18 protein-coding genes are annotated in these 23,669 nt (G+C 59.6%); 10 read left to right on the forward strand and 8 right to left on the reverse strand.

Annotated features, from left to right (window positions below; all coding sequences use genetic code 11):
* Nucleotides 1–140: 140 nt before the first annotated feature.
* The 4 genes from gatB to pepN form a co-directional block, all read right to left on the reverse strand.
* Complete coding sequence (gene gatB / locus ACR3E7_RS02340) at nucleotides 141–1,652, reverse strand: Asp-tRNA(Asn)/Glu-tRNA(Gln) amidotransferase subunit GatB (RefSeq protein ID WP_480503149.1); 1,512 nt, start codon at nucleotides 1,650–1,652, stop codon at nucleotides 141–143.
* Nucleotides 1,653–1,723: 71 nt separating this feature from the next.
* The gene (locus ACR3E7_RS02345) at nucleotides 1,724–2,974 is read right to left on the reverse strand and encodes a hypothetical protein (protein WP_480503148.1); all 1,251 of its coding nucleotides are present in this window, start codon (nucleotides 2,972–2,974) and stop codon (nucleotides 1,724–1,726) included.
* Between the two features lie 128 nt (nucleotides 2,975–3,102).
* Nucleotides 3,103–3,531, reverse strand: a complete 429-nt coding sequence (locus ACR3E7_RS02350; protein ID WP_170784158.1) for a hypothetical protein — start codon at nucleotides 3,529–3,531, stop codon at nucleotides 3,103–3,105.
* Nucleotides 3,528–6,080: an aminopeptidase N gene (pepN, locus tag ACR3E7_RS02355; RefSeq protein ID WP_480503145.1), complete on the reverse strand. Its 2,553-nt coding sequence runs from the start codon at nucleotides 6,078–6,080 to the stop codon at nucleotides 3,528–3,530. Before pepN ends, ACR3E7_RS02350 begins: the two co-directional genes overlap by 4 nt.
* Nucleotides 6,081–6,285: 205 nt before the next feature.
* Here pepN and ACR3E7_RS02360 point away from each other — a divergent pair, with 205 nt between their 5' ends.
* The 3 genes from ACR3E7_RS02360 to ACR3E7_RS02370 all read left to right on the forward strand — a co-directional run bounded on the left by ACR3E7_RS02360 (nucleotide 6,286) and on the right by ACR3E7_RS02370 (nucleotide 9,908).
* Nucleotides 6,286–8,421: a malate synthase G gene (locus ACR3E7_RS02360; RefSeq protein ID WP_480503144.1), complete on the forward strand. Its 2,136-nt coding sequence runs from the start codon at nucleotides 6,286–6,288 to the stop codon at nucleotides 8,419–8,421.
* Between the two features lie 82 nt (nucleotides 8,422–8,503).
* Nucleotides 8,504–8,929, forward strand: a complete 426-nt coding sequence (locus ACR3E7_RS02365; RefSeq protein ID WP_170410912.1) for a GlcG/HbpS family heme-binding protein — start codon at nucleotides 8,504–8,506, stop codon at nucleotides 8,927–8,929.
* 199 nt (nucleotides 8,930–9,128) lie between these two features.
* Nucleotides 9,129–9,908 carry a gamma-glutamyl-gamma-aminobutyrate hydrolase family protein gene (locus tag ACR3E7_RS02370; protein ID WP_480503143.1) on the forward strand — a complete coding sequence of 260 codons (780 nt, stop codon included), beginning with the start codon at nucleotides 9,129–9,131 and terminating at the stop codon, nucleotides 9,906–9,908.
* A 46-nt stretch (nucleotides 9,909–9,954) separates the two neighbouring features.
* Here the strand turns inward: ACR3E7_RS02370 and ACR3E7_RS02375 are convergent, their stop codons facing one another.
* Together ACR3E7_RS02375 and ACR3E7_RS02380 are read right to left on the reverse strand one after the other, a co-directional pair.
* A complete protein-coding gene (locus ACR3E7_RS02375; protein WP_480503142.1) occupies nucleotides 9,955–12,195 on the reverse strand; it encodes a xanthine dehydrogenase family protein molybdopterin-binding subunit in 2,241 nt (746 codons plus the stop codon).
* Nucleotides 12,196–12,198: 3 nt separating this feature from the next.
* Nucleotides 12,199–12,663: a (2Fe-2S)-binding protein gene (locus ACR3E7_RS02380; protein ID WP_170784166.1), complete on the reverse strand. Its 465-nt coding sequence runs from the start codon at nucleotides 12,661–12,663 to the stop codon at nucleotides 12,199–12,201.
* An 88-nt stretch (nucleotides 12,664–12,751) separates the two neighbouring features.
* On the opposite strand from ACR3E7_RS02380, the gene ACR3E7_RS02385 reads away from it, so the two are divergent.
* On the forward strand, nucleotides 12,752–13,345 hold the full coding sequence (locus tag ACR3E7_RS02385) for a TetR/AcrR family transcriptional regulator (protein ID WP_480503141.1): 594 nt from the start codon (nucleotides 12,752–12,754) through the stop codon (nucleotides 13,343–13,345).
* Here ACR3E7_RS02385 and kynU read toward each other — a convergent pair.
* Entirely contained in the window at nucleotides 13,338–14,531 is a 1,194-nt protein-coding gene (kynU, locus tag ACR3E7_RS02390; protein ID WP_480503140.1) for a kynureninase, read from the reverse strand. The genes ACR3E7_RS02385 and kynU overlap by 8 nt on opposite strands.
* A gap of 204 nt (nucleotides 14,532–14,735) precedes the next feature.
* Between kynU and ACR3E7_RS02395 the strand changes: the two genes are divergently transcribed.
* From ACR3E7_RS02395 to ACR3E7_RS02420, 6 genes are all read left to right on the forward strand, one after another.
* Nucleotides 14,736–15,185 carry a methyltransferase family protein gene (locus tag ACR3E7_RS02395; protein WP_170784172.1) on the forward strand — a complete coding sequence of 150 codons (450 nt, stop codon included), beginning with the start codon at nucleotides 14,736–14,738 and terminating at the stop codon, nucleotides 15,183–15,185.
* 132 nt (nucleotides 15,186–15,317) lie between these two features.
* Entirely contained in the window at nucleotides 15,318–16,889 is a 1,572-nt protein-coding gene (locus ACR3E7_RS02400; RefSeq protein WP_170769245.1) for a Re/Si-specific NAD(P)(+) transhydrogenase subunit alpha, read from the forward strand.
* A 13-nt stretch (nucleotides 16,890–16,902) separates the two neighbouring features.
* The gene (locus tag ACR3E7_RS02405; RefSeq protein WP_480503139.1) at nucleotides 16,903–18,354 is read left to right on the forward strand and encodes an NAD(P)(+) transhydrogenase (Re/Si-specific) subunit beta; all 1,452 of its coding nucleotides are present in this window, start codon (nucleotides 16,903–16,905) and stop codon (nucleotides 18,352–18,354) included.
* Nucleotides 18,355–18,638: 284 nt separating this feature from the next.
* Nucleotides 18,639–19,916: a DUF3422 family protein gene (locus ACR3E7_RS02410; RefSeq protein WP_480503138.1), complete on the forward strand. Its 1,278-nt coding sequence runs from the start codon at nucleotides 18,639–18,641 to the stop codon at nucleotides 19,914–19,916.
* Between the two features lie 68 nt (nucleotides 19,917–19,984).
* On the forward strand, nucleotides 19,985–21,121 hold the full coding sequence (locus tag ACR3E7_RS02415; RefSeq protein WP_480503137.1) for an MFS transporter: 1,137 nt from the start codon (nucleotides 19,985–19,987) through the stop codon (nucleotides 21,119–21,121).
* Between the two features lie 15 nt (nucleotides 21,122–21,136).
* Nucleotides 21,137–22,300: a M20 aminoacylase family protein gene (locus tag ACR3E7_RS02420; RefSeq protein WP_170788354.1), complete on the forward strand. Its 1,164-nt coding sequence runs from the start codon at nucleotides 21,137–21,139 to the stop codon at nucleotides 22,298–22,300.
* A gap of 46 nt (nucleotides 22,301–22,346) precedes the next feature.
* On the opposite strand, the gene ACR3E7_RS02425 is transcribed toward ACR3E7_RS02420, so the two are convergent.
* On the reverse strand, nucleotides 22,347–23,669 hold the full coding sequence (locus ACR3E7_RS02425) for a 3-deoxy-D-manno-octulosonic acid transferase (RefSeq protein ID WP_480503136.1): 1,323 nt from the start codon (nucleotides 23,667–23,669) through the stop codon (nucleotides 22,347–22,349).

Genomic DNA, 23,669 nt, shown 5'->3' on the forward strand with positions numbered 1-23,669 from the left:
CGTTCCCGGCAATCTAGCATTTTGAGGCCATTGGGAAAGTCTCCTTCGCGTGGTGCCCGGCTTGTGTTGCCCGGACACAGCGCAAAAGAAAGGCGGCAGTGGGTATGCCCTCTGCCGCCCTTTCATCAATTTCTGTAGATTTAACCGCCCAGCTTCTTGGCAACCAGCTCGTTCACGGCCTTGGGGTTGGCTTTGCCGCCGGTGGCTTTCATCACCTGACCAACGAACCAGCCCGCCAGTTTCGGGTTCACCTTGGCCTTTTCAACCTGCGCGGTGTTGGCGGCGATGATCTCGTCCAAAGCAGCCTCGATCGCACCGGTATCGGTGACTTGCTTCATACCGCGTTCTTCCACGATCTGCGCGGGGTCGCCGCCTTCGGTATAAACGATCTCGAAAAGATCCTTGGCGATCTTGCCCGAAATGGCATCCGATGAAATCAGATCAATGATCCCACCCAACTGCGCCGGAGACACCGGGCTGTCGGTGATGTCGTGATCTTCTTTTTTCAGGCGGCCAAACAGTTCGTTGATAACCCAGTTCGCGGCCAGCTTGCCGTTGCGGCCTTTTGCGACCTCTTCGAAATAGGCGGCGCTTTCCACTTCGGCGGTCAGGACAGAGGCGTCATAGTCGGTTAGGCCGAATGCCTCAATGAACCGCGCCTTTTTGGCGTCGGGCAGTTCGGGCAATTTGGCGGCAATGTCGTCGACCCAGCCTTGTTCAATTTCCAGTGGCAGCAGGTCGGGATCGGGGAAATAGCGGTAATCATGCGCCTCTTCCTTGGACCGCATCGAGCGTGTCTCACCCTTGTCCGGGTCATAGAGACGGGTCTCCTGCTCTACTTCCCCACCAGCTTCAACGATGGCGATCTGACGACGGGCTTCGACCTCAATCGCTTGCTGGATAAAACGCATAGAGTTCATGTTCTTGATCTCGCACCGCGTGCCCAGATGCGAGAAGTCCTGCGTTTCCTGATACTTCTCATACGCGCCCGGCAAACAGATCGAGACGTTCACGTCCGCCCGCAGGTTGCCGTTCTGCATGTTGCCGTCGCAGGTGCCCAGATAACGCATGATCTGGCGCAGCTTGGCGATATAGGCGGCGGCCTCTTCGGGGCCACGGATGTCGGGGCGCGACACGATCTCCATCAGGCAGACGCCCGTCCGGTTCAGATCGACAAAGGACATATGCGGGTCCATGTCATGGATGGATTTGCCCGCGTCCTGCTCCATATGGATGCGTTCGATGCGGACCTTTCGCGCGGTGCCGTCGCCCATTTCGACCAGCACTTCGCCTTCTCCCACGATGGGGTGGTACAGCTGGGAAATCTGGTAGCCCTGCGGCAGGTCGGGGTAGAAATAGTTCTTGCGGTCAAAGGCTGATTTCAGATTGATATCCGCCTTCAGACCCAGCCCGGTGCGCACCGCTTGTTCAACGCAATATTCGTTGATGACCGGCAGCATTCCAGGCATCGCCGCGTCCACGAAGGCCACGTTTGAATTGGGTTCGGCTCCGAATTGTGTCGATGCGCCCGAGAAAAGCTTGGCGTTGGATGAGACCTGAGCGTGCACCTCCATCCCGATGACCAGCTCCCAATCGTGCTTGGCCCCGGCAATAGTTTTGATTTTGGGCATTTCATATGTCAGGTCGAGCATGGCGCGCCTCTATTTCCGCAGAAGTCTAAGCCTGCGTATTAGGCGTGCCACGCCAAAGGGGCAAGGGGGAATCAGTGGCTGGACAGGCGCGGGCCCGAGGGGGTGAAGGTCACATCCATGCCCTTGCGCAGTTCTTCGCTGAACAGGTTGCCAATCGCACGCAGCGCGTCACGGTGGCCGCGTGCGGCAAACCGCTCGGTCGAGTTGATGCGCACAGCGTTGTTGAACCCGTTTGCGGCATGGGCCCAGACCAGCGGGTGCAGCTCGGTCAGGTGGTCAAGGATCAGCCAGTTCGCAGCCTCGTGGATTTGCGCGCGTACGGCGTCGGCTTGGGCGTTCTGGCCCAGACCTTTTTTGATCGTGATGGCGCAATAGGCGGCCAGCATGTTGACCATTTCCTGATCGGGGCTGTGGCGCAGAATGTCGCGAAGACCTTGCAGGAAATATTCGACATCCAACCGTGCACAGGCTTCGTCATCCAAGACGATGGCGTCGAATTGGGCCCAGGTATACCCGCCTGCGCCCCAGATATCATGGGTGCGGGCGGCATTGCGCAGGGCTTGCACCTCAAGCTCTTCGTAGCTGCCGAACCAGCGCGGCAGCAGATGCGTGCCCATAGCGCGCATGTGGCGCTGGTTATGCGGGTCCAGCGTGATCAGGCGTTCGTATTTGTCGGCCACGCGGACGCGCGTCTTGCGCTGTCCCGCCAGCAGAGCGCAATCGGCAGCTGCGACAAGGGGGCTGTCCGGCGCCGCTTCGCGACAAGCAGGCAGGATCGCCGCAGCCCGGTCGAAATGCGCAGCACAGCGCGATTGATGCAGCGGCGGCAGTTTGGCCTCGGTGGCCGTGCCACGCCACGCCCATGCGATGTCGATATGCGCCAGCGCAACCACCAGCGCGATCATCGGATCACCGGCGTTTTCGCGCATTTCGTCTTCCAACTCTGAGATACCGCCCAGCAGGTCATAGTCCCGCACTTCTTTCAGGTCGGACAGGGCATGTTCGACGGCCAGAACCACATCTGCCCGGGCCCCGAAGGCCAGCAGATCGGCAATCGGCATCCCGTCCGGGGCAGACGTGCGCGCCTCATCCGCTGCTTTCATTTCCTGCGACAAAACCGTCCACAGGCCCTGACGCGCCAGATGGCGGCCCCGCTCGATCGCATCGCGACCAGCGATGTCGTCCTCGCGGGCATCGGCCAGCGGGATGTTCACTTGCCCCCGATTCGGGAACACGGATGCGACATCTGCTGACAGATGCAAATCTGCTGACATTTCGGGGGCAAGGGCGCTGGGCGCAGTGGATCGGAAAAACCGCAACATGGTGAAACTCGGTAACTGTAAAAACTGGCAACTGCTGAACTGTCGCCGCGAATTGAATCAAATTCAAGATTTTGGGCCTGTTTTGCCCATAATTTGGGAACAATGAGGTCTTGAGATGGGGATTATGCCTAGAAAACCGTAAAGTGATGACGCTTTACCCGAAGCCCCGCTTGCTGCAAAAGCCGCTCGAATTCCCGGTGCGGAGGGGTCGATTCATCGGGCAGGCGAATCTTTTTCTCGGACCTAAGCACAAGTGAAACGCGCACGCTGAAGTCCCAGCGGGTGTCCATGCGCACGTGGTCGATATCGGCCAGATTGACCTCGGCCTGACGCGCGCCGGTGAACCAGCTGATCCGGTCCGGACCCAAGGTCAGACCGGCGCTGGTGCCGCGCGCAAAATCCCACAGCGCGGGCAGGGTGGTCAGCGCCAACAGCGCCATCAGCCACCACGCCGCATCAAACAGGATCACCAGGGCAATCAGTGCCCCATACACGCAGAGCAGGATCGCCAAAACGCTTGGCGTCCTGTTCTGACGTGTGAACGTGTAAGGCGTCATGCGCCCAGAATGCGCGAGACCATCTCGGTCGTGTCCCGCGACAGATCGGGTGTTTCTGCGATGCGGGTCAACTGCGCTCGGATCAGGGCCTGACGGTTGGTGTCATAGCGTTTCCACGTCTGGAAGGCCGAGCACATCCGTGCCGTGGTCTGCGGGTTCACCGGGTCCAGTTTGATCAACCAGTCCGCCAGCAAGGCATAGCCCGCCCCATCGGCCCGGTGGAATCCGGCATGGTTCATCGCCAATGCTCCCATGACGGCGCGGAAGCGGTTGGGGTTTTTCCAGTTGAAATCCGGATGCTCGGTCAGGTTGCGCGCCACATCCGCCGTCGCCTCTGGTGTCGCCATCGAGACTTGCAGTCCAAACCACTTGTCCATCACCAGCCGGTCATGTTGCCACTGGTCATAGAATGCGGCCAGCTCAGCCTGTCCCTTGCCTGCGCGCAGAAGGCAGGACAAGGCGGTCAGTTGCAGGGTCATATTGTCGGCGGCTTTGTATTCCTCGGCGGCCTTGGCACCGCCGTCCAGTCGTGAGGTCAACGCCAAAGCGGCCCCGCCCAAGGCGCGTTTGCCCGATTGATCGGCATCAGGGCTGTACGGAGCATCAATCACGGTCTCGCTGTGCAAACGCGGCAGCAGGTCCTGTACGTGCTGTGCAGTGACCTGCCGCAGCGTCTCGACGGCGGTCCAGATTGCCATTGGATCGGGTGTTAAGCCTTTCTCGTGCAACGCGGCAGCCAGTTCAGATTGTGTCGGAAGGCCCAACACCAAAGCGCGGTAGGCCGGGTCCAGATCACCATCGCGCAGCACAGCCAGAAGGCCATCCAGATAGTCCGCATCGGGGGCTGCATCGGACTGAATCATGTTTAACAGCGTGTCTTCGGCCAGCGAGCGCCCGGCTTGCCAGCGGTTGAACGCGTCTGCGTCATGGGCCAACAAAAAGGCGCGTTCGGCGTTGTCTTGATCCTGTTCCAGAATAACCGGGGCTGAGAAATCCCTCAGCACCGAGGCTGTCGGTTTGGCTGCCAGCCCGGTGAAGGTAAAGCTCTGGCTGGCTTCGGTCAGTTCCAGCACCTCAGTCGTGCGGACCTCATCGCCATTCGGGCCCAGAAGGCCAACGGCCACCGGGATCACCTGCGGCAGCTTTTCGTCCTGACCTGGCGTGGGTTCAGTGCGCTGCGACAGGGTCAGGGTGTAGGTGCCGTCCGCCCATTCTTCGGCCACCTTCACACGCGGAGTGCCGGATTGGCTGTACCAGCGCTTGAACTGGCTCAGATCGCGACCGGTCGTATCCTCGAATACCTTGATCCAGTCTTCGATCGTGCAGGCTTGCCCGTCATGCCGATCGAAATACAAGTCCAGCGCCTTGGCATAGGCTTCATCACCCACCAGCCGCTTCAGCATACCGATGATTTCGGCGCCTTTTTCGTAGACTGTGGCGGTGTAGAAATTGTTGATCTCTTGAAAGCTTTCGGGCCTGACAGGATGCGAGAGCGGCCCGTTATCCTCGGGGAATTGCCGCGCGCGCAGGTCGATGGCGTCGTGGATGCGTTTCACCGGGGCCGAGCGCATGTCTGAGGTGAACTGCGCATCACGGAACACGGTCAGACCTTCCTTCAGACACAGCTGGAACCAGTCACGGCAAGTGATGCGGTTGCCGGTCCAATTGTGAAAATACTCATGCGCGATGATCGCCTCGATCCGCTCAAAGTTCATATCGGTCGAGGTCTCGGGGCTGGCCAGCACGGCGGAGGAGTTGAAGATGTTCAGCCCCTTATTTTCCATCGCGCCCATGTTGAAATCATCCACGGCCACGATGTTGAACACGTCCAGATCGTATTCGCGGCCATAGACGTCCTCGTCCCATTTCATAGACTTTTTCAGAGCCTCCATGCCAAAGGCGCATTTGCCCTCATCTCCGGGGCGGACCCAGAGGTTCAACGCGACATCGCGCCCGGACATGGTGGTGAACTGGCCGGGATGCGCGATCAACTCGCCCGCGACCAGCGCGAACAGATAGGCAGGCTTGGGCCAAGGGTCGGTCCATTCCGCCCAGCCTTCGCCTTTGCCGCTTGGGTTGCCGTTGGACAGCAGCACGGGCAGATCGCCGTTGATGCGCACGGTGAAGGTGGACATCACATCGGGGCGGTCGGGGTAATAGGTGATCTTGCGGAACCCTTCCGCCTCGCACTGGGTGCAATACATGTCGTTCGACATATACAGCCCCTCAAGCGCGGTGTTGTTGCCGGGGTCAATCTCGACCTCGGCCTCCCAGACGAAAGGCGCGTCGGGGGCGGGGGCGGTCAGGCCCTTATCGGTCACCTCGGGCGTGATCTGCACCCCGTCAATGGAGGCGCGGATCAAGGTCAGCTCTTCGCCGTGCAGAAAAAAGGTGCGGTCTGTTGCATCAGGGTTGGGGCGGAAGGCGATGCGCGATGTAACGCGGGTGCAGTGGGCGGCAAGGTCAAAGGTTAGATGCACGCTGTCCACAAGATAGCCAAAGGGCGTGTAGTCTTTGAGATAGATCGTCGTAGGGGCAGCGTCGCGCATCGGGGCCTCGCATCGGTTGGAGTTTGAGGCGACGTTATGGTCTGTGGCAATGGGCTGCAAGCCGTGTCGCGGCAGAGGCTTATCCCAGGTAACGCGATTTTGGTAAGATTTTTTTACCAGAACGCAACGGCAGACGTTGCCTATCGGAAACTTACGCTCTAAATGCTGGCGGTATGCAGTGGCGTACATTGGCAGGAGGAACAACATGACCAGCAGACAGACACGCAGCGGGCTTCAAGTCGACCCAGTTCTGGCCGACTTCATCGAAGGTAGGGCTCTGCCGGGAACCGGTGTCACCGCTCAGACATTCTGGGATGGTCTGTCGCGGATGGTGTCCGAACTTGGGCCCAAGAACCGCGCGTTTCTTGCCAAGCGCGAACAGATTCAGGGCCAACTGGACGCATGGCATGTTGACCGTAAAGGTCAGGACCATGACGCCGAAGCCTATCAGGGGTTTCTGCGCGAGATCGGCTATTTGGTCGAAGAAGGTGATGACTTTCAAATCGAAACCGCCAATGTCGATCCTGAGATTGCTTCGATCCCCGGCCCGCAACTGGTCGTGCCGATAACCAATGCCCGGTTTGCGCTGAACGCCGCCAACGCGCGTTGGGGTAGTCTGTATGATGCTCTGTACGGCACGGACGCAATGGGCGATCTGCCCGCCGCGGGAGGGTATGACGAAGCACGCGGTGCGCGTGTGATTGCATGGGCCAAAAGCTTTTTGGATGACGCGGTGCCGCTGGCTGCAGGCTCGTGGGCCGATGTGTCCAATCTGCACGTCGAAGATGGTGCGCTGGTACCCGCGCTGGCCGACGCTTCGGCATTTGTTGGCTTTGGCGGTGAGGCCGGGAAGCCCGATTTCGTTCTGCTGAAGAACAACGGGCTGCATGTGAAAATCGTCGTCGATGCCTCTAGTAATATTGGCGCGACCGACCCGGCGGGGATTGCGGATGTACATATGGAATCGGCGCTGTCCACGATTATGGACTGCGAGGACTCGGTCGCCTGTGTGGATGGAGAAGACAAGGTCGTGGCCTATAGCAACTGGCTGGGCCTGATGAAAGGCGATCTGGCTGAGGAGGTGACCAAAGGAGGCACCACCTTTACCCGGAAACTGGCCGATGATCTGACCTATACCACCGCAGGCGGCGAACAGGACGTGCTGAAAGGCCGTTCGCTGATGCTGATCCGCAATGTGGGCCATTTGATGACTAACCCGGCCGTTCTGGATGGTGATGGCAATGAGATCGGTGAGGGCCTGCTGGATGCCCTCTGTACCACGCTGATTGCGATGCATGACCTGCAGCGCGAGGGCGGGAATTCGGTCAAGGGCTCGGTCTATGTGGTCAAGCCCAAGATGCACGGGCCAGCCGAAGTCGCGTTCGCGGTTGAGATTTTCGACATGGTCGAAGACATCCTCGGCCTGCCGCGCAACACCGTCAAGCTGGGTATCATGGATGAGGAACGCCGTACCTCGGTCAACCTCAAGGAATGCATCCGTGCTGCGAGATCGCGTGTGGCCTTTATCAACACTGGTTTCCTGGACCGTACGGGCGATGAGATCCATACCTCGATCGAGGCAGGACCGATGCTGCCCAAGGGTGACATGAAGGTGACACCGTGGATTGCGTCCTATGAGGACCGCAATGTCGATATCGGTCTGACCTGCGGTCTGAAAGGCAAGGCGCAGATCGGTAAGGGCATGTGGGCGATGCCTGACCGGATGGGGGATATGCTGGATCAGAAGATCGGACACCCGAAATCGGGCGCGACCTGCGCCTGGGTGCCGTCCCCAACCGCGGCGACGCTTCATGCAACGCATTACCACAAGGTCGATGTTCTGGCCCGTCAGGACGAACTGGCCGCAGGCGGTGCACGCGGTACACTGGATGATCTGCTGACCGTGCCGCTGCTGGGCGGCCGCAACCTGAGCGAGGACGAGATCTCCGTCGAGATCGAGAACAACGCGCAGGGTATTCTGGGCTATGTCGTGCGTTGGGTCGATCAGGGCGTAGGCTGTTCGAAAGTGCCGGATATCAACGATATCGGGTTGATGGAGGATCGGGCAACTTGCCGGATTTCATCTCAGGCGCTGGCCAACTGGCTGCATCATGATGTCGTCAGTGAAGAACAGGTGATGGCTGCGATGCAGAAAATGGCGGCCGTGGTGGATCGTCAAAATGAAGGCGACCCCAGCTACCGCCCGATGGCACCCGGCTTCGATGGTGTGGCGTTCCAAGCAGCTTGCGATCTGGTTTTCAAAGGTCGGGTTCAGCCTTCGGGTTACACCGAGCCGGTTCTGCACGCCCGCCGTTTGGAGTTGAAAACGAGCTTGGGTTGAACGGATAGGGTCGGAACGAGGGGGCTGTCTGCCCCCTCCCGCTCCCCCGAGGATATTGTTAGCCAGATGAAAGGGATCAGGCATGGCTGTTACATTGCGCAAGGCGCGTACGATTGTGCGCAAGGCTTTGGAAAAGGGCCGCGAATTGGAACTGAAACCTCTGTCGGTTGTTGTTCTGGACGCCGGTGGTCATGTGATCGCGTTTGAACGCGAAGATGGTGCCGCGCCCGGTCGTTTTGCGATTGCACAGGGCAAGGCCTATGGCTCGGTCATGCTGGGCATGGCCGGCACCGCGCAGATGGCGCGGGCCGAGGCGCAGGCCTATTTCATGGCTGCTGTTAACGGTGTCTATGGGGGTCAGGTTGTGCCGGTTCCGGGCGGCGTGTTGCTGCGCGACAAGAAAGGCGCCGTGATCGGTGCTGTAGGCGTGACCGGTGACACCTCGGACAATGATGCGATCGCGGCGATGGCCGGGATCGAGGCTGCTGGTCTGACCGGCGAGATCTGATGCATTGGTCAGAGAGTCTGCGGGCTCTCTGACCCTTTGGCGTGTGTGAAGCGCCTGACAAATGGGCATTTGTCCCCATCACAACACCCATGTGCATAGCTGAACAAGTGCCTGCGCTGATACACAGGGGTTGTGCCATTGCGCGCGGCGGGCGTGGCGGCTAGCTTTCCCTGAACACGGAACAAATCAGGAAAGCAGAATGTCTCGACCCATCGTCGGTATCATCGGCAACTCATATTTGATGAACGACCAATACCCGACCCATACGGGTGGGACGATGAATTCGGACGCAGTGGCCAATGTCTCGGACTGTCTGCCGATGCTAATTCCGGCGGACCCGCGCTATGTGTCGGTCGAGGAATTGCTGGAGGTGTGTGACGGGTTTCTGTTGACCGGCGCGCGTCCCAATGTTCACCCCGAGGAATACGGCGAAGCCGCGACGGATGCGCACGGAGAATTTGACCGGGCACGGGATGCAATTGCGCTGCCATTGGTGCGGGCCTGCGTAGAGCGGGGCCAACCGTTCTTTGGCATTTGCCGCGGCTTTCAGGAGGTCAATGTGGCGATGGGCGGGACGCTCTATCCAGAAATCCGCGATCTTCCGGGGCGTATGAATCACCGGATGCCGCCCGATGGCACGTTGGAAGAGAAGTTTGCCCTGCGCCACATCGTGACCCTGTCTGACGGTGGCGTATTTCACCGCCTGATGGGTGCACATGAAGTGATGACGAACTCGCTTCACGGGCAGGGGATCAAAACCGTAGGCCATCGCATCGTTGTTGATGGGTATGCGCCCGATGGTACGCCCGAAGCGATCTATGTGCAGGACGCGCCGGGGTTCACGCTGTCGGTGCAGTGGCATCCGGAGTGGGACGCGGAAAACGACCCGGTCTCGCGCCCGCTGTTCGAGGCGTTCGGGGCAGCCGTGCATGCATGGTCGGAAGGATCAGGTGCGCGGTCGGTTCAACAAAGCGCATAAAATGTACGCCGGTCCGGGAGAGAAGGACCAGACCGGCGCATCGTGATCAAACCAGCAAATTGAACTGATTGATCAGCGGTAGTGCGCGCGCACGCTCGCCCGTCAGGTCGAATAGGGCGTTGCCGAGCGCAGGCATTGAAGGGGGCGTTCCGGGCTCACCCACGCCGCCAAGGTGACGGTTGGTTTCCAGAATGCGCACCTCGGTCGCGGGCGCGTTGTGCATCCGCAGGGCGTCGTAGTCGGGGAAGTTGTATTGCTCGACCTCGCCCTCGGCAAAGGTGATCTCACCCATCACGGCGGCCGACAGACCATAGATCATGCCGCCGAACATCTGGGCCTCTACCGTGCCGGGGTCCAGCGCAAGGCCGACGTCACAGGCGATCCAGGCTTTGGCGATGCGGATGGTGCCGTCTTCGTCAACCACTTCGATCACCTGCGCGACTGGCGTGCCAAAGCTGTAAGTCATCGCGACACCACGCCCGACACCGTCGGGAGTTTTGCCGGTCCAACCCGACATCTCTTTGACCGCTTGTAGTACACCGGCCGAGGGGGCGTGCTCGTCATTCGCCAGTTCCAGCCTGAAATCCAGTGGGTCGCGACCGGCGGCGTGGGCCATTTCGTCCATGAATGTCTCGTGGAAAAACCCGTTATGGCTGTTGCCGACCGAGCGCCAGAACCCTACTGGCACGCTGAGATCCGCAATATGGCCACTGATGCGGTAGTTGGGGACGGCGTAGGGCTGGTTGAACAGTCCTTCGACCAGCACCTTGTCGGGTCCGGCACCGGGCAGGCCGGTATAACGCTCAACCGCCTGCTGGGTGCAGGACTGCGCGGCGACCTTGCCGTCGATCAGAACGGCCTGACCGTCCTTGACCGCGCCGCGCATTCGGGCAATCGCGCCGGGACGGTAGTAGTCATGGCGCATGTCTTCTTCGCGGCTCCAAGTGGTCTGGACCGGGACGCCGGGCATGGCCATCGCAACCTTGGTCGCGATTTCAGCAAAGTCCAGCTCTCCGCGCCGGCCAAAGCCGCCGCCCAAATAGGAGGTGTGGATCTCGACCGCGTCCTTGTCCAGGTTGGCGGTGTTTGCTGCATGCGCCAGCAGTAGGGTGGGAGCTTGATTGCCACACCACAGATCCAGCTTGGTGCCGGTGAACAGCGCAGTGGCGTTCATCGGTTCCATCGTGGAATGCGCCAGGTAGGGCACCGTGTATTCGGCGCTGATTTCCGTCGCACCTTCGGGCAGGACATCCACATCGCCATCATCGCGCATTGTCGAGTTCGGAGCGTCGTCGAACGCCTCGGCGATCTTGGCGAACAAACCGTCAGTTTCAGGCGGATAGGGCGCGTCGCCCCAATCCACATCAATGGCCTCGACCGCTTGAATGGCCAACCAGGTGTTGTTGGCGATGACGGCGACACCATTGCCCAGATCGACCACCTGTTCTACACCGGGCATGGTTTTGGCGGCGCTGTCGTCAAAGCCGTTCATCACGCCGCCCAGTTTCGGGTTCATCCGGACCGAGGCGAATTTCAAACCCTCAGGGCGCACGTCGATGCCGAACTCGGCGGTGCCGGTGGACTTGCCCAGCACATCAACGCGCGGCAGGTTTCGTCCTAACAGACGCCAATCCGACGGGTCGCGCAGACCGACATGGGGTGGCTCAATCTGCCCGGCAGCTTCGGCCAGTTCCGTATACGGCAGGCGCGTGCCGTCAGGCGCGATCACCGCACCATCTTCGGTCTTCAGCTGAGTGCGATCAACGCCCAACCGATCCGCCGCCGCCTGTTTCAGCGTTTCGCGCGCGGTGGCCCCGGCTTCGCGCATCCGCTCGAATCCGTCCTTCATCGAGGTCGATCCGCCCGTGACCTGCAGACTGAGGCTGCGGCCAATCACGCCCAAGGCCTCGCCCAGATTGTGCTGGAAATCCGAGATGTCATAGCCCTTGTTCGGCAGCCCTTCGCCCAGCAGAGCGTTGTTGTAATAGGCCGCTGCGGCCGGGCCGTGCAGAACGCGGATATCGTCCAGCTCCACATCCAGCTCTTCTGCGATCAAGGCGGCCCAAGTGGTCATCACGCCCTGTCCCATCTCGGCGCGCGGCGCGAACAGTGTCACCCCTTGCCGGTCGATCAGGACAAACGGGCTGAGCGCCGTTTCACCATCGCCGGGTTTCAGCGGGTTGGCGGCGGGGCGACACACGTAATAGGCACCAAAGGCCACGCCGCCAACAATAGCGGCTGATCCGATCAGGAAGGTGCGGCGCAGGATTTTACCAACAGATGCCATGGCTTACGCCTCCTTCAGTTTGGATGCAGCGTCGTGGATCGCGGCCCGAATGCGAGGATAGGTGCCGCACCGGCACAAATTGCCCTGCATCGCGTCGTCGATATCCGCATCGGTGGGCGAGGGGTTCTCGGCCAGCAGCGCCGCGGCTTGCATGATCTGGCCCGACTGGCAAAAACCGCATTGAGCGACCTGATGATCCACCCAGGATTGCTGTATGGTGGCCATCGCTTCGGGCGTTCCCAGGCCTTCGATTGTTGTGACGTCGCCCCAGACATCGGACAGGGCAACCTGGCAGGAGCGAACCGCCTCGCCGTCGATATGGACGGTGCATGCGCCACAGGCTGCCACGCCACATCCGTATTTGGTGCCGGTCATGCCCAATTCGTCGCGCAAAACCCACAAAAGGGGCACATCATCGGGCAGGTCCACCTGATGGGAAGTTCCGTTGATCGTCAGATTGGTCGCCATTGCGCTTCCTCTCGGCTTGTCGCTGCGTGGTTCTTCTGACATAAATAGGTGAAACTGTCAGATCGTCAACTGACAAAATGAGTTAAAAATGTCAGAAGCTGAATTAAAAGATATTGTTGCCGGAGAAAAGAGCCAGTCCATTCTGGAATCGGCCCTTCAGGCGTTTTCGGCCTATGGGTTCCGAAAAACCTCGATGGATGACATTGCCAAGGGTGCGGGAATGTCACGCCCTGCCGTGTACCAGTATTTCCCGAACAAAGAGACGATTCTGCGCAAGCTGACCCAGCGGTATTATGACCGCAAGATTGCCGCCGTCGCCGAGGCTTTGACAGCCGGGGGGGCAGTGCAACAGATCATCAGCGGCGCGATCGAGGCGCAGACCGATGGGATGGCCGAAATATTGGCGACACCGCACGGACTGGAGTTGCTGGATGTCAGCGTCTCGACCGCTGCTGATCTGGTGACCGAGGGCGAGGCGCAGCTTGTCGCGCTTTACGCGAATTGGCTCGGGCTAGAGGCGGCAAACGGGCGTGTGCGATTGTTTGATAAGCCGTCGGAGACAGCCAAAATGATCACCTCAGCCCTGCGCGGGATCAAGGTTTCGGCCACGGATACGCAGGACTTCACCCGGTCAAACGCCAACTTTGCGACCCTTCTTGGCGCAGGGCTGGCGATCACGTAACGCGCTGGCGCTGCTTGTATTCCGGCGTATCCCACAGGCGATTGGTCATGATGTCGGCCAGAATGTCCACGGCGCGCGCGACATCCTGTTCGTCGATGTAAAGCGGTGTGAAGCCAAAGCGCATGATGTCTGGCGCGCGGAAATCCCCGATCACGCCGCGGGCAATCAGTGCCTGCATAGCCGCATACCCTTCGATGAACCGGAACGAGACCTGGCTACCGCGTTGGTTCGGGTCACGCGGGCTGGCCAGCACCAGTTCGGGGCAGGTGGCCTCGACCTGCGCGATGAACAGTTCCGTCAGTTCCACCGATTTGGCGCGCACATCCGCCATGTCCGCCATATCCCAGATGTCCATCGCTGCCGAGAGCGCCGTCATCTGGACGATCGGAGGGGTACCGACCCGCATCCGCTCGATTCCGCCGCCGGGGCGGTAATCCAGATCAAAGGCAAAGGGCGCTTCGTGACCCAGCCAGCCCGACAGGGCTGGGCGCACTCGGTCGGCCAGCCGCGGGGCGACATAGATAAAGGCGGGCGCTCCGGGGCCGCCATTGAGATATTTATAGGTGCAGCCTACCGCAAAATCAGCATTGCAGCCTGACAGGTCTACGGGAATTGCTCCGGCGGAATGGGCCAGATCCCAAACCGCGATCGTTCCGTTGGCATGGGCCAGTTCGGTCAGCGCTTTCATGTCATGCATCCGCCCAGAGCGGTAATCGACCTCGGTCAGCATCAAGACGGCGACATCCTCGGTAAGGCTGTCGGCCACGTCCTCGGGTGCCACGACGCGCAATTCATAGTCCGGTCCTAACGAGCGTAGAAGACCATCCACCATATACAGATCCGATGGGAAATTGCCGCTATCGGACAGAACCACCTTGCGGTCCGGGCGCAGTTCCAACGCTGAAGCCACGGCTTGGTACACTTTGATGGACAGCGTGTCGCCTGTTACCACCGCGCCGGGTTCCGCGCCGATCAACCGTCCGATACGATCCCCAAGCGCCACGGGCAGCCCCATCCATCCAGCCTTGTTCCAGCCTGTGATCAGCATCTGACCCCATTCCTTGACCAGCATGTCGTTCACCCGGTCACCAGCGGCGCGCGGCAGCGGTCCCAGAGAGTTGCCGTCCAGATAGACAACGCCCTTAGGCAGATCGAACATGGCTTTGGTCGCTTTGAAATCGGTCATGGATGCTCCGGGCTGATGAAAATTCCGTTTCCTGAAGATGGCTAGCGGATGCGCACAGTGCTGTCCATCGGAAGAGGTTGTGAGTTAGGCGGCGTATTACACTGCTGCGACTATCTGGTATTTTGATATTCAGGTCAGAAAGCGATAGACCGTCGGTCGAAAACGACACTCTGGACCTGAGTGACAGCTGGAAAGACGCCGCGAATGCAGAAAATCGATATCCCTCCGATCTGGTTGCTAGCAGCTGCCGGTCTAGCGTGGCTGCAAGCGCAGTTCTTGCCCATGGGATTGTCCTTCAGTGGTTGGTTTACCGATCTTCTCAGTGGCCTTCTGATTGGCGGGGGTGTTATTCTGGCAGTGCTGGCTGTTGTCGAGTTTCGACGGCATAAAACAACGGTTCTTCCGCATCAGGTGCCGACCCAAATGGTGCAGACTGGCATTTTCAAGCGCAGTCGGAACCCAATCTATCTGGGGGATGTTTTGATCCTGACAGGATTGGTCCTGCGGTTCGATGCGGTGCTGTCCCTGGTGCTGATCCCGATTTTCACGTGGCTGTTGGAGCGCCGCTTTATCGTACCGGAAGAAGACCGGTTACGCCGAAAATTTCGTGCGGAATTCGCCCGTTACGAACAGCAGACCCGCCGCTGGGTCTGAGGATCGACGCGTTGTGACACAGCGTAAATTATGCTGCGCTTGCGAAATAATATTGCGCAGGATAGATCAATGTTTGATGAACCATACCGACCACCCGCTCGGGTCTGAGTGAAAATTAGGGGGATACAGCCGGTGAAGATAGGTACACCAAAGGAAATACTGGACGGTGAAAACCGGGTCGCCATGACTCCGGATTCTGCCGTGCAGTTGCAGAAACTGGGCTATGACTGCGCGATTGAGACCGGGGCGGGTGCCGCTGCCGGGTTCTCGGACGCGGTCTATGAGGCCGCAGGCGTTGAGATCGTCAAGACCGCAGCTGCGTTGTGGAAAGGGGTCGATATCGTCGCTAAGGTCCGCCAGCCCACTGAGACCGAGCTGAAGCGCCTTACCAAAGGCAAAACGCTGATCTCGTTCTTCAACCCTGCGGGCAACGAAGACGGGATGGAGCTGGCCAAATCCAAAGGCGCGAACGTGATCGCCATGGAAATGGTGCCGCGTATTTCCCGCGCGCAAAAGATGGACGCGCTGTCCTCGATGGCGAACATCGCTGGCTACCGTGCCGTGATTGAGGCGGGTAACAACTTCGGTCGTTTCTTCACCGGTCAGGTGACGGCTGCGGGTAAAGTACCTCCTGCGAAAGTTCTGATCGTGGGGGCCGGTGTGGCCGGTCTGGCCGCGATCGGGACGTCCACGTCGCTGGGCGCGATCACCTATGCCTTCGACGTGCGCCCCGAAGTGGCCGAGCAGGTCGAGTCGATGGGTGCAGAATTCGTCTATCTGGACTTTGAAGAGCAGCAGCAGGATGGCGCGGCCACTGGCGGGTATGCGTCGGTTCAGTCCGAAGAATTCCGCAACGCGCAGTTGGCCAAGTTCCGTGAACTTGCCCCCGAGATGGACATCGTGATCACCACCGCGCTGATCCCGAACCGCGAGGCTCCTGAGCTTTGGACCAAGGATATGGTCGAAAGCATGAAACCGGGCTCGGTCATCGTCGATCTCGCGGCGGAAAAGGGTGGTAACTGCAAGCTGACTGTCGCGGATGAGAAGATCGTGACCGACAATGGCGTGACCATCATCGGCTATACCGACTTCCCCAGCCGGATGGCGGCGCAGTCCTCGTCTCTGTACGCCACCAACATCCGTCACATGATGGCTGACCTGACGCCTGAAAAGGACGGTCAAATCAACCACGACATGGAAGATGACGTGATCCGCGGCTCGACCGTGACCTTTGAGGGTGAGATCACCTTCCCGCCGCCGCCGCCGAAAGTGCAGGCCATCGCAGCGCAGAAGAAGCCCGAGGTCAAGGAACTGACCCCGGAAGAGAAAAAGGCGCAGGAGATTGCGGCATTCAAGGCGCAGACCAAGCAGCAGTTCACCCTGCTGGGTGTGGGCGGCGCGCTAATGCTGTTGGTGGGTCTGGTCGCTCCGGCCAGCTTCATGCAGCACTTCATCGTGTTCGTGCTGGCCGTGTTCGTGGGCTTCCAGGTGATCTGGGGCGTGGCGCATAGCCTACACACCCCGCTGATGGCGATCACCAACGCGATCTCGTCGATCATCATTGTTGGGGCGCTTATGCAGATCGGATCGGGCTCGTTCCTGGTGATCCTGCTGGCGGCGCTGTCGGTCTTTATGGCCGGGATCAACATCTTCGGCGGCTTTCTTGTCACCCGGCGCATGCTCGCCATGTTCCAGAAATCTTAAGGAGGCCGGGTAGATGATTGGCTTCACCACTGCCGCTTATGTTGTTGCGGCTGTTCTGTTCATCTTGTCTCTGGGCGGGTTGTCGAACCAGGAAAGCGCCAAGCGCGCCGTCTGGTATGGCATTTTTGGTATGGCGCTGGCGGTGTTCGCCACGCTTGTGGGTCCCGGTTCGGGCCTGTGGCTGCTGTCGCTGCTGCTGATTGCAGGCGGCGGTCTGATTGGCTCTTACGTCGCCAAGCGCGTGCAGATGACCGAGATGCCGCAGCTTGTGGCCGCGATGCACAGCCTCGTGGGTCTGGCGGCTGTGTTTGTGGGCTTCAATGCGCATTTTGAGATCGGCAACGTCGCGCAGGTCATGGCGATTGCGGATGCGGCGAACCAAGCGGACCTGTCGGATCTGGGCGCCTTTGCCAAGCTGATCGCCAAGAAGACAGCTGCGGAACTGACCATTCTGCATGTGGAACTGTTCCTGGGCATCTTCATCGGTGCGATCACCTTTACCGGTTCTGTCGTGGCATATGGCAAGCTGGCGGGCAAAGTGACTTCGGCCGCTACCAAGCTGCCCGGCGGTCATGCGCTGAACGCGGCTGCGGCGGGTCTCTCGCTAATCTGTTTGATCTGGTACACCGCGTCGGGTGGTCTGTTCCCGCTGATCCTGATGACACTGGCGGCGCTGTTCATCGGCTATCACCTGATCATGGGCATCGGTGGCGCGGACATGCCGGTGGTTGTGTCGATGCTGAACTCGTATTCGGGTTGGGCCGCAGCGGCCATTGGCTTCAGCCTCGGCAACGACCTGCTGATCGTTGTGGGTGCGCTGGTTGGCTCGTCGGGTGCGATCCTGTCCTACATCATGTGTAAGGCGATGAACCGGCACTTTGTCAGCGTGATCCTGGGCGGCTTTGGCGGCACCTCGGGTCCGCAGATGGAAGTTGAGGGCGAGCAGGTGGCCATTGACGCCGATGGCGTTGCCGCAGCTCTGAACGACGCTGACAGCGTGATCATCATTCCGGGCTACGGTATGGCGGTTGCGCAGGCACAGCAGTCTGTTTCCGAACTGGTCCGCAAGCTGCGCGCCAAGGGCAAAGAGGTGCGCTTCGCGATCCACCCCGTTGCCGGCCGTCTGCCGGGTCATATGAACGTGCTGCTGGCTGAAGCCAAAGTGCCGTATGACATCGTGCTGGAGATGGACGAGATCAACGATGACTTCCCGGAAACGGATGTGGCCATCGTGATCGGGTCGAACGACATCGTGAACCCTGCGGCGCAGGAAGATCCCAACAGCCCAATCGCCGGGATGCCGGTTCTGGAATGCTGGAAGGCCAAGCAGGTGTTTGTGTCCAAGCGTGGTCAGGGCACCGGCTATTCGGGTATCGAAAACCCGCTTTTCTTCAAAGAGAACACCCGCATGTTCTATGGTGACGCCAAGCAGTCGCTGGACAAGCTGCTGCCGATGATCGACTGAGCATCCGGTTCAGAGAAATTGCAAAGGGCGCCTGCCGGCGCCCTTTTCTTTTTTTTGATGTTGGGGGGCTTTGCCCCCAAAGCCCCCCAGGATATTTTTTGGCCAGATGAAGCATGCGGGGTTTGCTTTTTTGGTGTTTGAGGCTGCTAGGTTTCAGGTTGGCAGTTATTTCAACAAGATAGCAGGAATGTATGCGAAGGTATTCTTGTAACTATAAGAAATAAAAAGAGAATTGATGAGAGGCCTGAACATCGTATAGTGCGACGGTGACTTCGGAGCCCGTTATGACCCCCATAGATGATCATCCTTTGCGCTATGCTCTGGCCAATGAATTGCATGCGCGCCCTTTTCCGGTGGCGTCCTCTCCTTGCACGGTAGTGTTTCTGGCGATCAAAAAGTCCGAGGCAGCGGTGGCGCGGGATCGGGATGAAGATATTGCGCATCTGATCAATCTGCTGGACCGCCATGGCGCACAGCATCCGCAGCCTGACGCCACGCATTATGCCGGACAGATCGGGCGCCATTGGTTGAAATGGGAGCAACATACGGAATTTGTCACTTACACAGCGATTACGCAAAATGTCAGTGATCGTGCCTTCAATCCAGCCGATTTCGAGGTGTTCCCCCCCGATTGGTTGATGGCCAGCCCCGGTCAGCGTGTGACCTCGGCCATGATCCGTGTGGTGCCTCGGGAAGGAGATGATCTGGTGCAGTCTGCGCTGGTGGATTGGTTTGAACCTGAAAGCTTGGCTGTGGCGCGGGTGCTGGACGACTCGGCCATATGCGCCAGTGACTTTCGCATCGACCCGGCTGGACACATGCGCTTTGCGCTGTTTGTCGACGAACAGACAGGGCGGCGCAGGACCGGGCGGATTATTCAACGCCTGTGCGAGATCGAAACCTACAAGGCCATGTCCATGTTAGGTTTTGCAAGGGTGAAGCAGCTGACGCCACGGATCAGTGAGTTGGACGCACAGCTGACCCGGTTGATGGGGCAGATGACTGACAATTCGGCGCACCCCGATGAGCTATTGCCAGATTTGTTGTCGACTTCGATCGAACTGGAGACACTGTCTGCCCGCTGTTCGTTCCGCTTCGGGGCCACGGGGGCATATGAAGCGATTGTCCATCAGCGGATCGAAGTGTTGCGCGAAGAACGGTTCGCGGGGCGGCAGAGTTTCGCGGACTTCATGATGCGCCGCTATGATCCGGCCATTCGGACTGTGAAATCCACCGAACGTCGGTTGCAAGCCTTGTCCGACCGGGCGATCCGCGCCGGAGAGTTGCTGCGAACGCGGGTGGATGTGGAGCGCAGCGCACAAAACCAGGCGTTGCTGGAGAGTATGGATCGCCGGTCCGATCTGGCGCTGCGGTTGCAGCATACGGTCGAAGGGCTGTCGGTGGTTGCGATCAGTTATTATGCAGTCTCGCTAGCCAGTTATTTGCTGTACCCCTTGACCAAGGCTGGGATCAGCAAAGGTATGCTGACCGCTATTGTTACGCTGCCGGTCGTGTTTTTGGTCTGGTACGGGATTCGTCAGATACGCAAGCGGTTGGAATAATCCGCATTTGCTAATCCCGGGAGCGTCTATAGAACGGAAACAGGCAGGGACGTGCGAAGGATTAGAGCGTGATCGGAATATTGGCCGCATGGCGGGCCGTGGCGGCCATGTTCATCTTGAATGGTGCGCTTTTCGGTATCTGGGCCTCGCGCATTCCGGCGGTCCGCGATCGGCTGGATCTGACGCATGAGGCCTTGGGATATGGTCTGCTGTTTATGGCGGCAGGTGCGGTGTGTTCTTTTCCGGTCACGGGGCGTTTGACCGACAGGTTTGGTGCTGTTGCGATTACGCGGGTCATTGCCGTCCTCTATACGTTTTCCCTGATCCTGCTGGCCTTTGCGGGCGGGTTCTGGGCGCTGGCGGCGTTTCTGTTTGTATTCGGGGCCTTTCATGGCTCGATGGATGTGGCGATGAACGCCTGGGCGGCCGAGGTCGAGCAGGCCTATGATAAACCAGTCATGTCCTCGTTTCACGCGATGTGGAGCCTTGGGGCAGGGCTGGGCGCGCTCAGCGGGTATGGCGCTGTGCAGTTGGGTTTGTCTGTCTTACAGCACTTCTTGCTGGCGGGCGGTGTTGTGGTCGCGCTGGCGTTGGCTTTTTCCTGGGTGCGATGGTCGTCGCGGCGGGTTGAGACGTCAGGTGGGGCGGTTTTCGCGTTGCCATCGGGGGCCTTGGTACTGGTGGGGTTCATCGCACTGTGCGGCGCTTTGGGCGAGGGCGCGGTCGCAGATTGGAGCGCGATTTTCCTGCGTGATATCACCGGAGCAGCAGAAAGCGTCGCTGCGTTGGGATATGCGGTGTTCTCCGTTACGATGGTGGCGTTCCGGCTGGCAGGCGGGTTTGTCATCGCTCGGTTTGGCGCGGTGCCTACGGCACGGTTCGGTGGGGTTTGTGCGGCTTTGGGCGTGATCGGGGTTGTTGCGGCCAACGCGCCGGGACCAGCGCTGGCTGGGTTTGCGTTGATGGGTGTCGGCTATGCGGTGATTATGCCGCTTGCGTTCAGCCGGGCTGCCAATGATGCGACGATCCCGCCGGGGCAGGCCATCGCCAGCGTGGCGACGTTGGGCTATGGCGGGTTGTTGATCGGACCTCCGCTTATTGGGTTTTTGGCTGAAATGCTTACATTGCGTTTGGCGTTCATGGCGCTGTTGCCGCTGGCTGTGTTCATTGTGCTGCTATCTGGTGCATTGAAGACAGACAGATAGATTTGGGAGAGAGATATGCCGATCAAAAACCGCTTTGCGGAGTTGCAGACGGAAATTACGGAATGGCGGCGTGACATTCACGAACATCCCGAAATTCTGTTCGAAACGCACCGGACCAGCGCTCTGGTCGCGGAAAAGTTGAAGGCGTTTGGGTGTGATGAGGTGGTGACGGGCATTGGCCGAACCGGAGTTGTTGGGATGATCAAAGGCAAGGCTGACACCAGCGGCAAGGTCATAGGGTTGCGGGCGGATATGGATGCGCTGCCGATCCTTGAGGCGACAGGGCTGGACTATGCCTCGAAAACTGAAGGGGCGATGCATGCGTGCGGCCATGACGGGCATACGGCAATGTTGCTGGGGGCGGCCAAATACCTGTCCGAGACGCGGAACTTCGATGGCACTGTTGTGGTGATCTTTCAACCGGCCGAAGAAGGCGGTGGCGGCGGCCGCGAGATGTGTGAAGACGGGATGATGGACCGATGGGGTATTCAAGAGGTCTATGGAATGCACAACTGGCCGGGTCATCCCGTTGGCAGTTTCGCCATCCGGCCCGGTGCGTTTTTCGCGGCCACCGATCAGTTTGATATCGTGTTTGAAGGCAAGGGCGGTCACGCGGCCAAGCCACATGAAACGGTGGATACGACAGTGATGGCCGCACAGGCTGTGTTGGCCTTGCAGACCATCGCCGCGCGGAATGCCGACCCGGTGGATCAGGTGGTGGTGTCAGTCACTTCGTTCGAGACCTCTTCCACTGCGTTCAACGTGATCCCTCAGACGGTCAAGATGCGCGGCACTGTGCGGACTATGAGCACCGCCATGCGCGACTTGGCCGAGAAGCGGATTGGCGAAATCTGCAACGGTGTTGCTGCGACCTTTGGCGGGCGCGTCGATGTCACCTATTACCGGGGCTATCCTGTGATGGTGAACAGCGAGGCGCAAACCGAGTTTGCAGCTGATGTGGCGCGGTCGGTGTCCGGTGCATGCGAAGAGGCACCTTTGGTCATGGGGGGTGAAGATTTTGCGTTTATGCTGGAGGAGCGGCCGGGCGCGTATATTTTGGTGGGCAACGGCGACACGGCAGCGGTGCATCACCCAGAGTATAATTTCAACGATGAAGCGATACCGGCCGGGTGTAGCTGGTGGGCTGAGATTGTTGAACAGAGGATGCCGGCGGCTTGAACGTGCGGGCCGGTGGGGGCTCTGCCCCCACGCCCCCGGGATATTTTTAGCCAGATGAAGTGGGATCCTGACGTTTCAGGTTAAGCTGGGCGCAAAGTGTTTCGACGATGTCGTCCAGTGCGTTTTTTTGAGAGTTTACGCAGGTTTTCGCAGCTTCGCGGGCTGCGTTCAGTTTGGTTGGATCAGACAGCCATTGGGTCACAGTCTTCGTTAACTCTGGTGCTGTTCGTACCTCGGTTACGCCACCTGTTTCGATCAGAGGGGCGAAGGTCTCGGCGAAGTTAAAATAGCCGGGACCGGTGATCACGGCTGCGCCAGCTTGGGCAGGTTCGAACGGATTATGGCCACCGATTTCCCTGAGGGACCCGCCGAGGAACACAATAGGGCAGAGCGCATACCAGGTGCCGGTTTCGCCCAGCGTGTCGGCGACATAGATTTGTGCATCCTGCGCAATGGGTTGCGACGCAGAGCGGAAGGCTGCCGTTAGGTGAGACTGTTGGATCAGCGCGGCGACGTCGCCTCGACGCTCGGGGTGGCGAGGGATCAAGAGGAGCAGCAGGTCGGGCCAGCGGTTCAGCAGTTCGGCATGGGCCGACAGTACGGTTTCCTCTTCTCCGGCGTGGGTCGAACTGGCGATCCAGATGGGGCGGTCACTGATTTGGGTTCGAATTTCCTCAAGTGTGGTGCGGTCCACCGGTAGCGGGTCGGACATCGCTTTGAGGTTCGTGCCCGGTTTCACGCGGGTTTCTGGGGCACCCATAGCAATCAGGTTGCGGGCGGTTTTGTCGTTTTGGGTCAGGAAAAGGGTGAATTGGTCCAGAAGGAAACGCGCTGTTTGGGGCCGTTTTTTCCACCCCTCAACCGATCGATCTGAAAGTCGTGCATTCAGCAGCGCCAGAGGTGTGTCGCGATTGTGGGTTTCGGTGATAAGCCGCGGCCAGATTTCGCTTTCGACAAAGATGGCGGCATCGGGTCGCCAGTGGTTCAGAAAGCGCCGGACCGGGCCAGCTGCGTCCAAGGGCGGGTATTGATGGCGCGTCCGGGGCGGCATACGCTTTTCGATGAGCGCCGCCGATGTGGGTGTTCCTGAGGTGATCAGGAAGCTGGCATCTGGCAGCCTTTCGCCCAGACGTTTGATCAGAGTGATGACCGACAGAGTCTCGCCCACACTGGCGGCGTGAAACCAGATGAGTTGGCCTTTGGGGCGCGGTTGGCTGGCGTGACCCAGTCGCTCATGTTGGCGCAGGGTTGGGACTTCTGCCGCCAGAAGTTTCTTGCGCACCGCGCGCCATACGAAAGGGGCCGCCACAGCAGTCAGGCCGCAATACAAATGGTAAAGCAGCGTCGGTCGGCCAGAAGGGGCGGCCAT

Source organism: Ruegeria sp. BK1, from assembly GCF_056535645.1.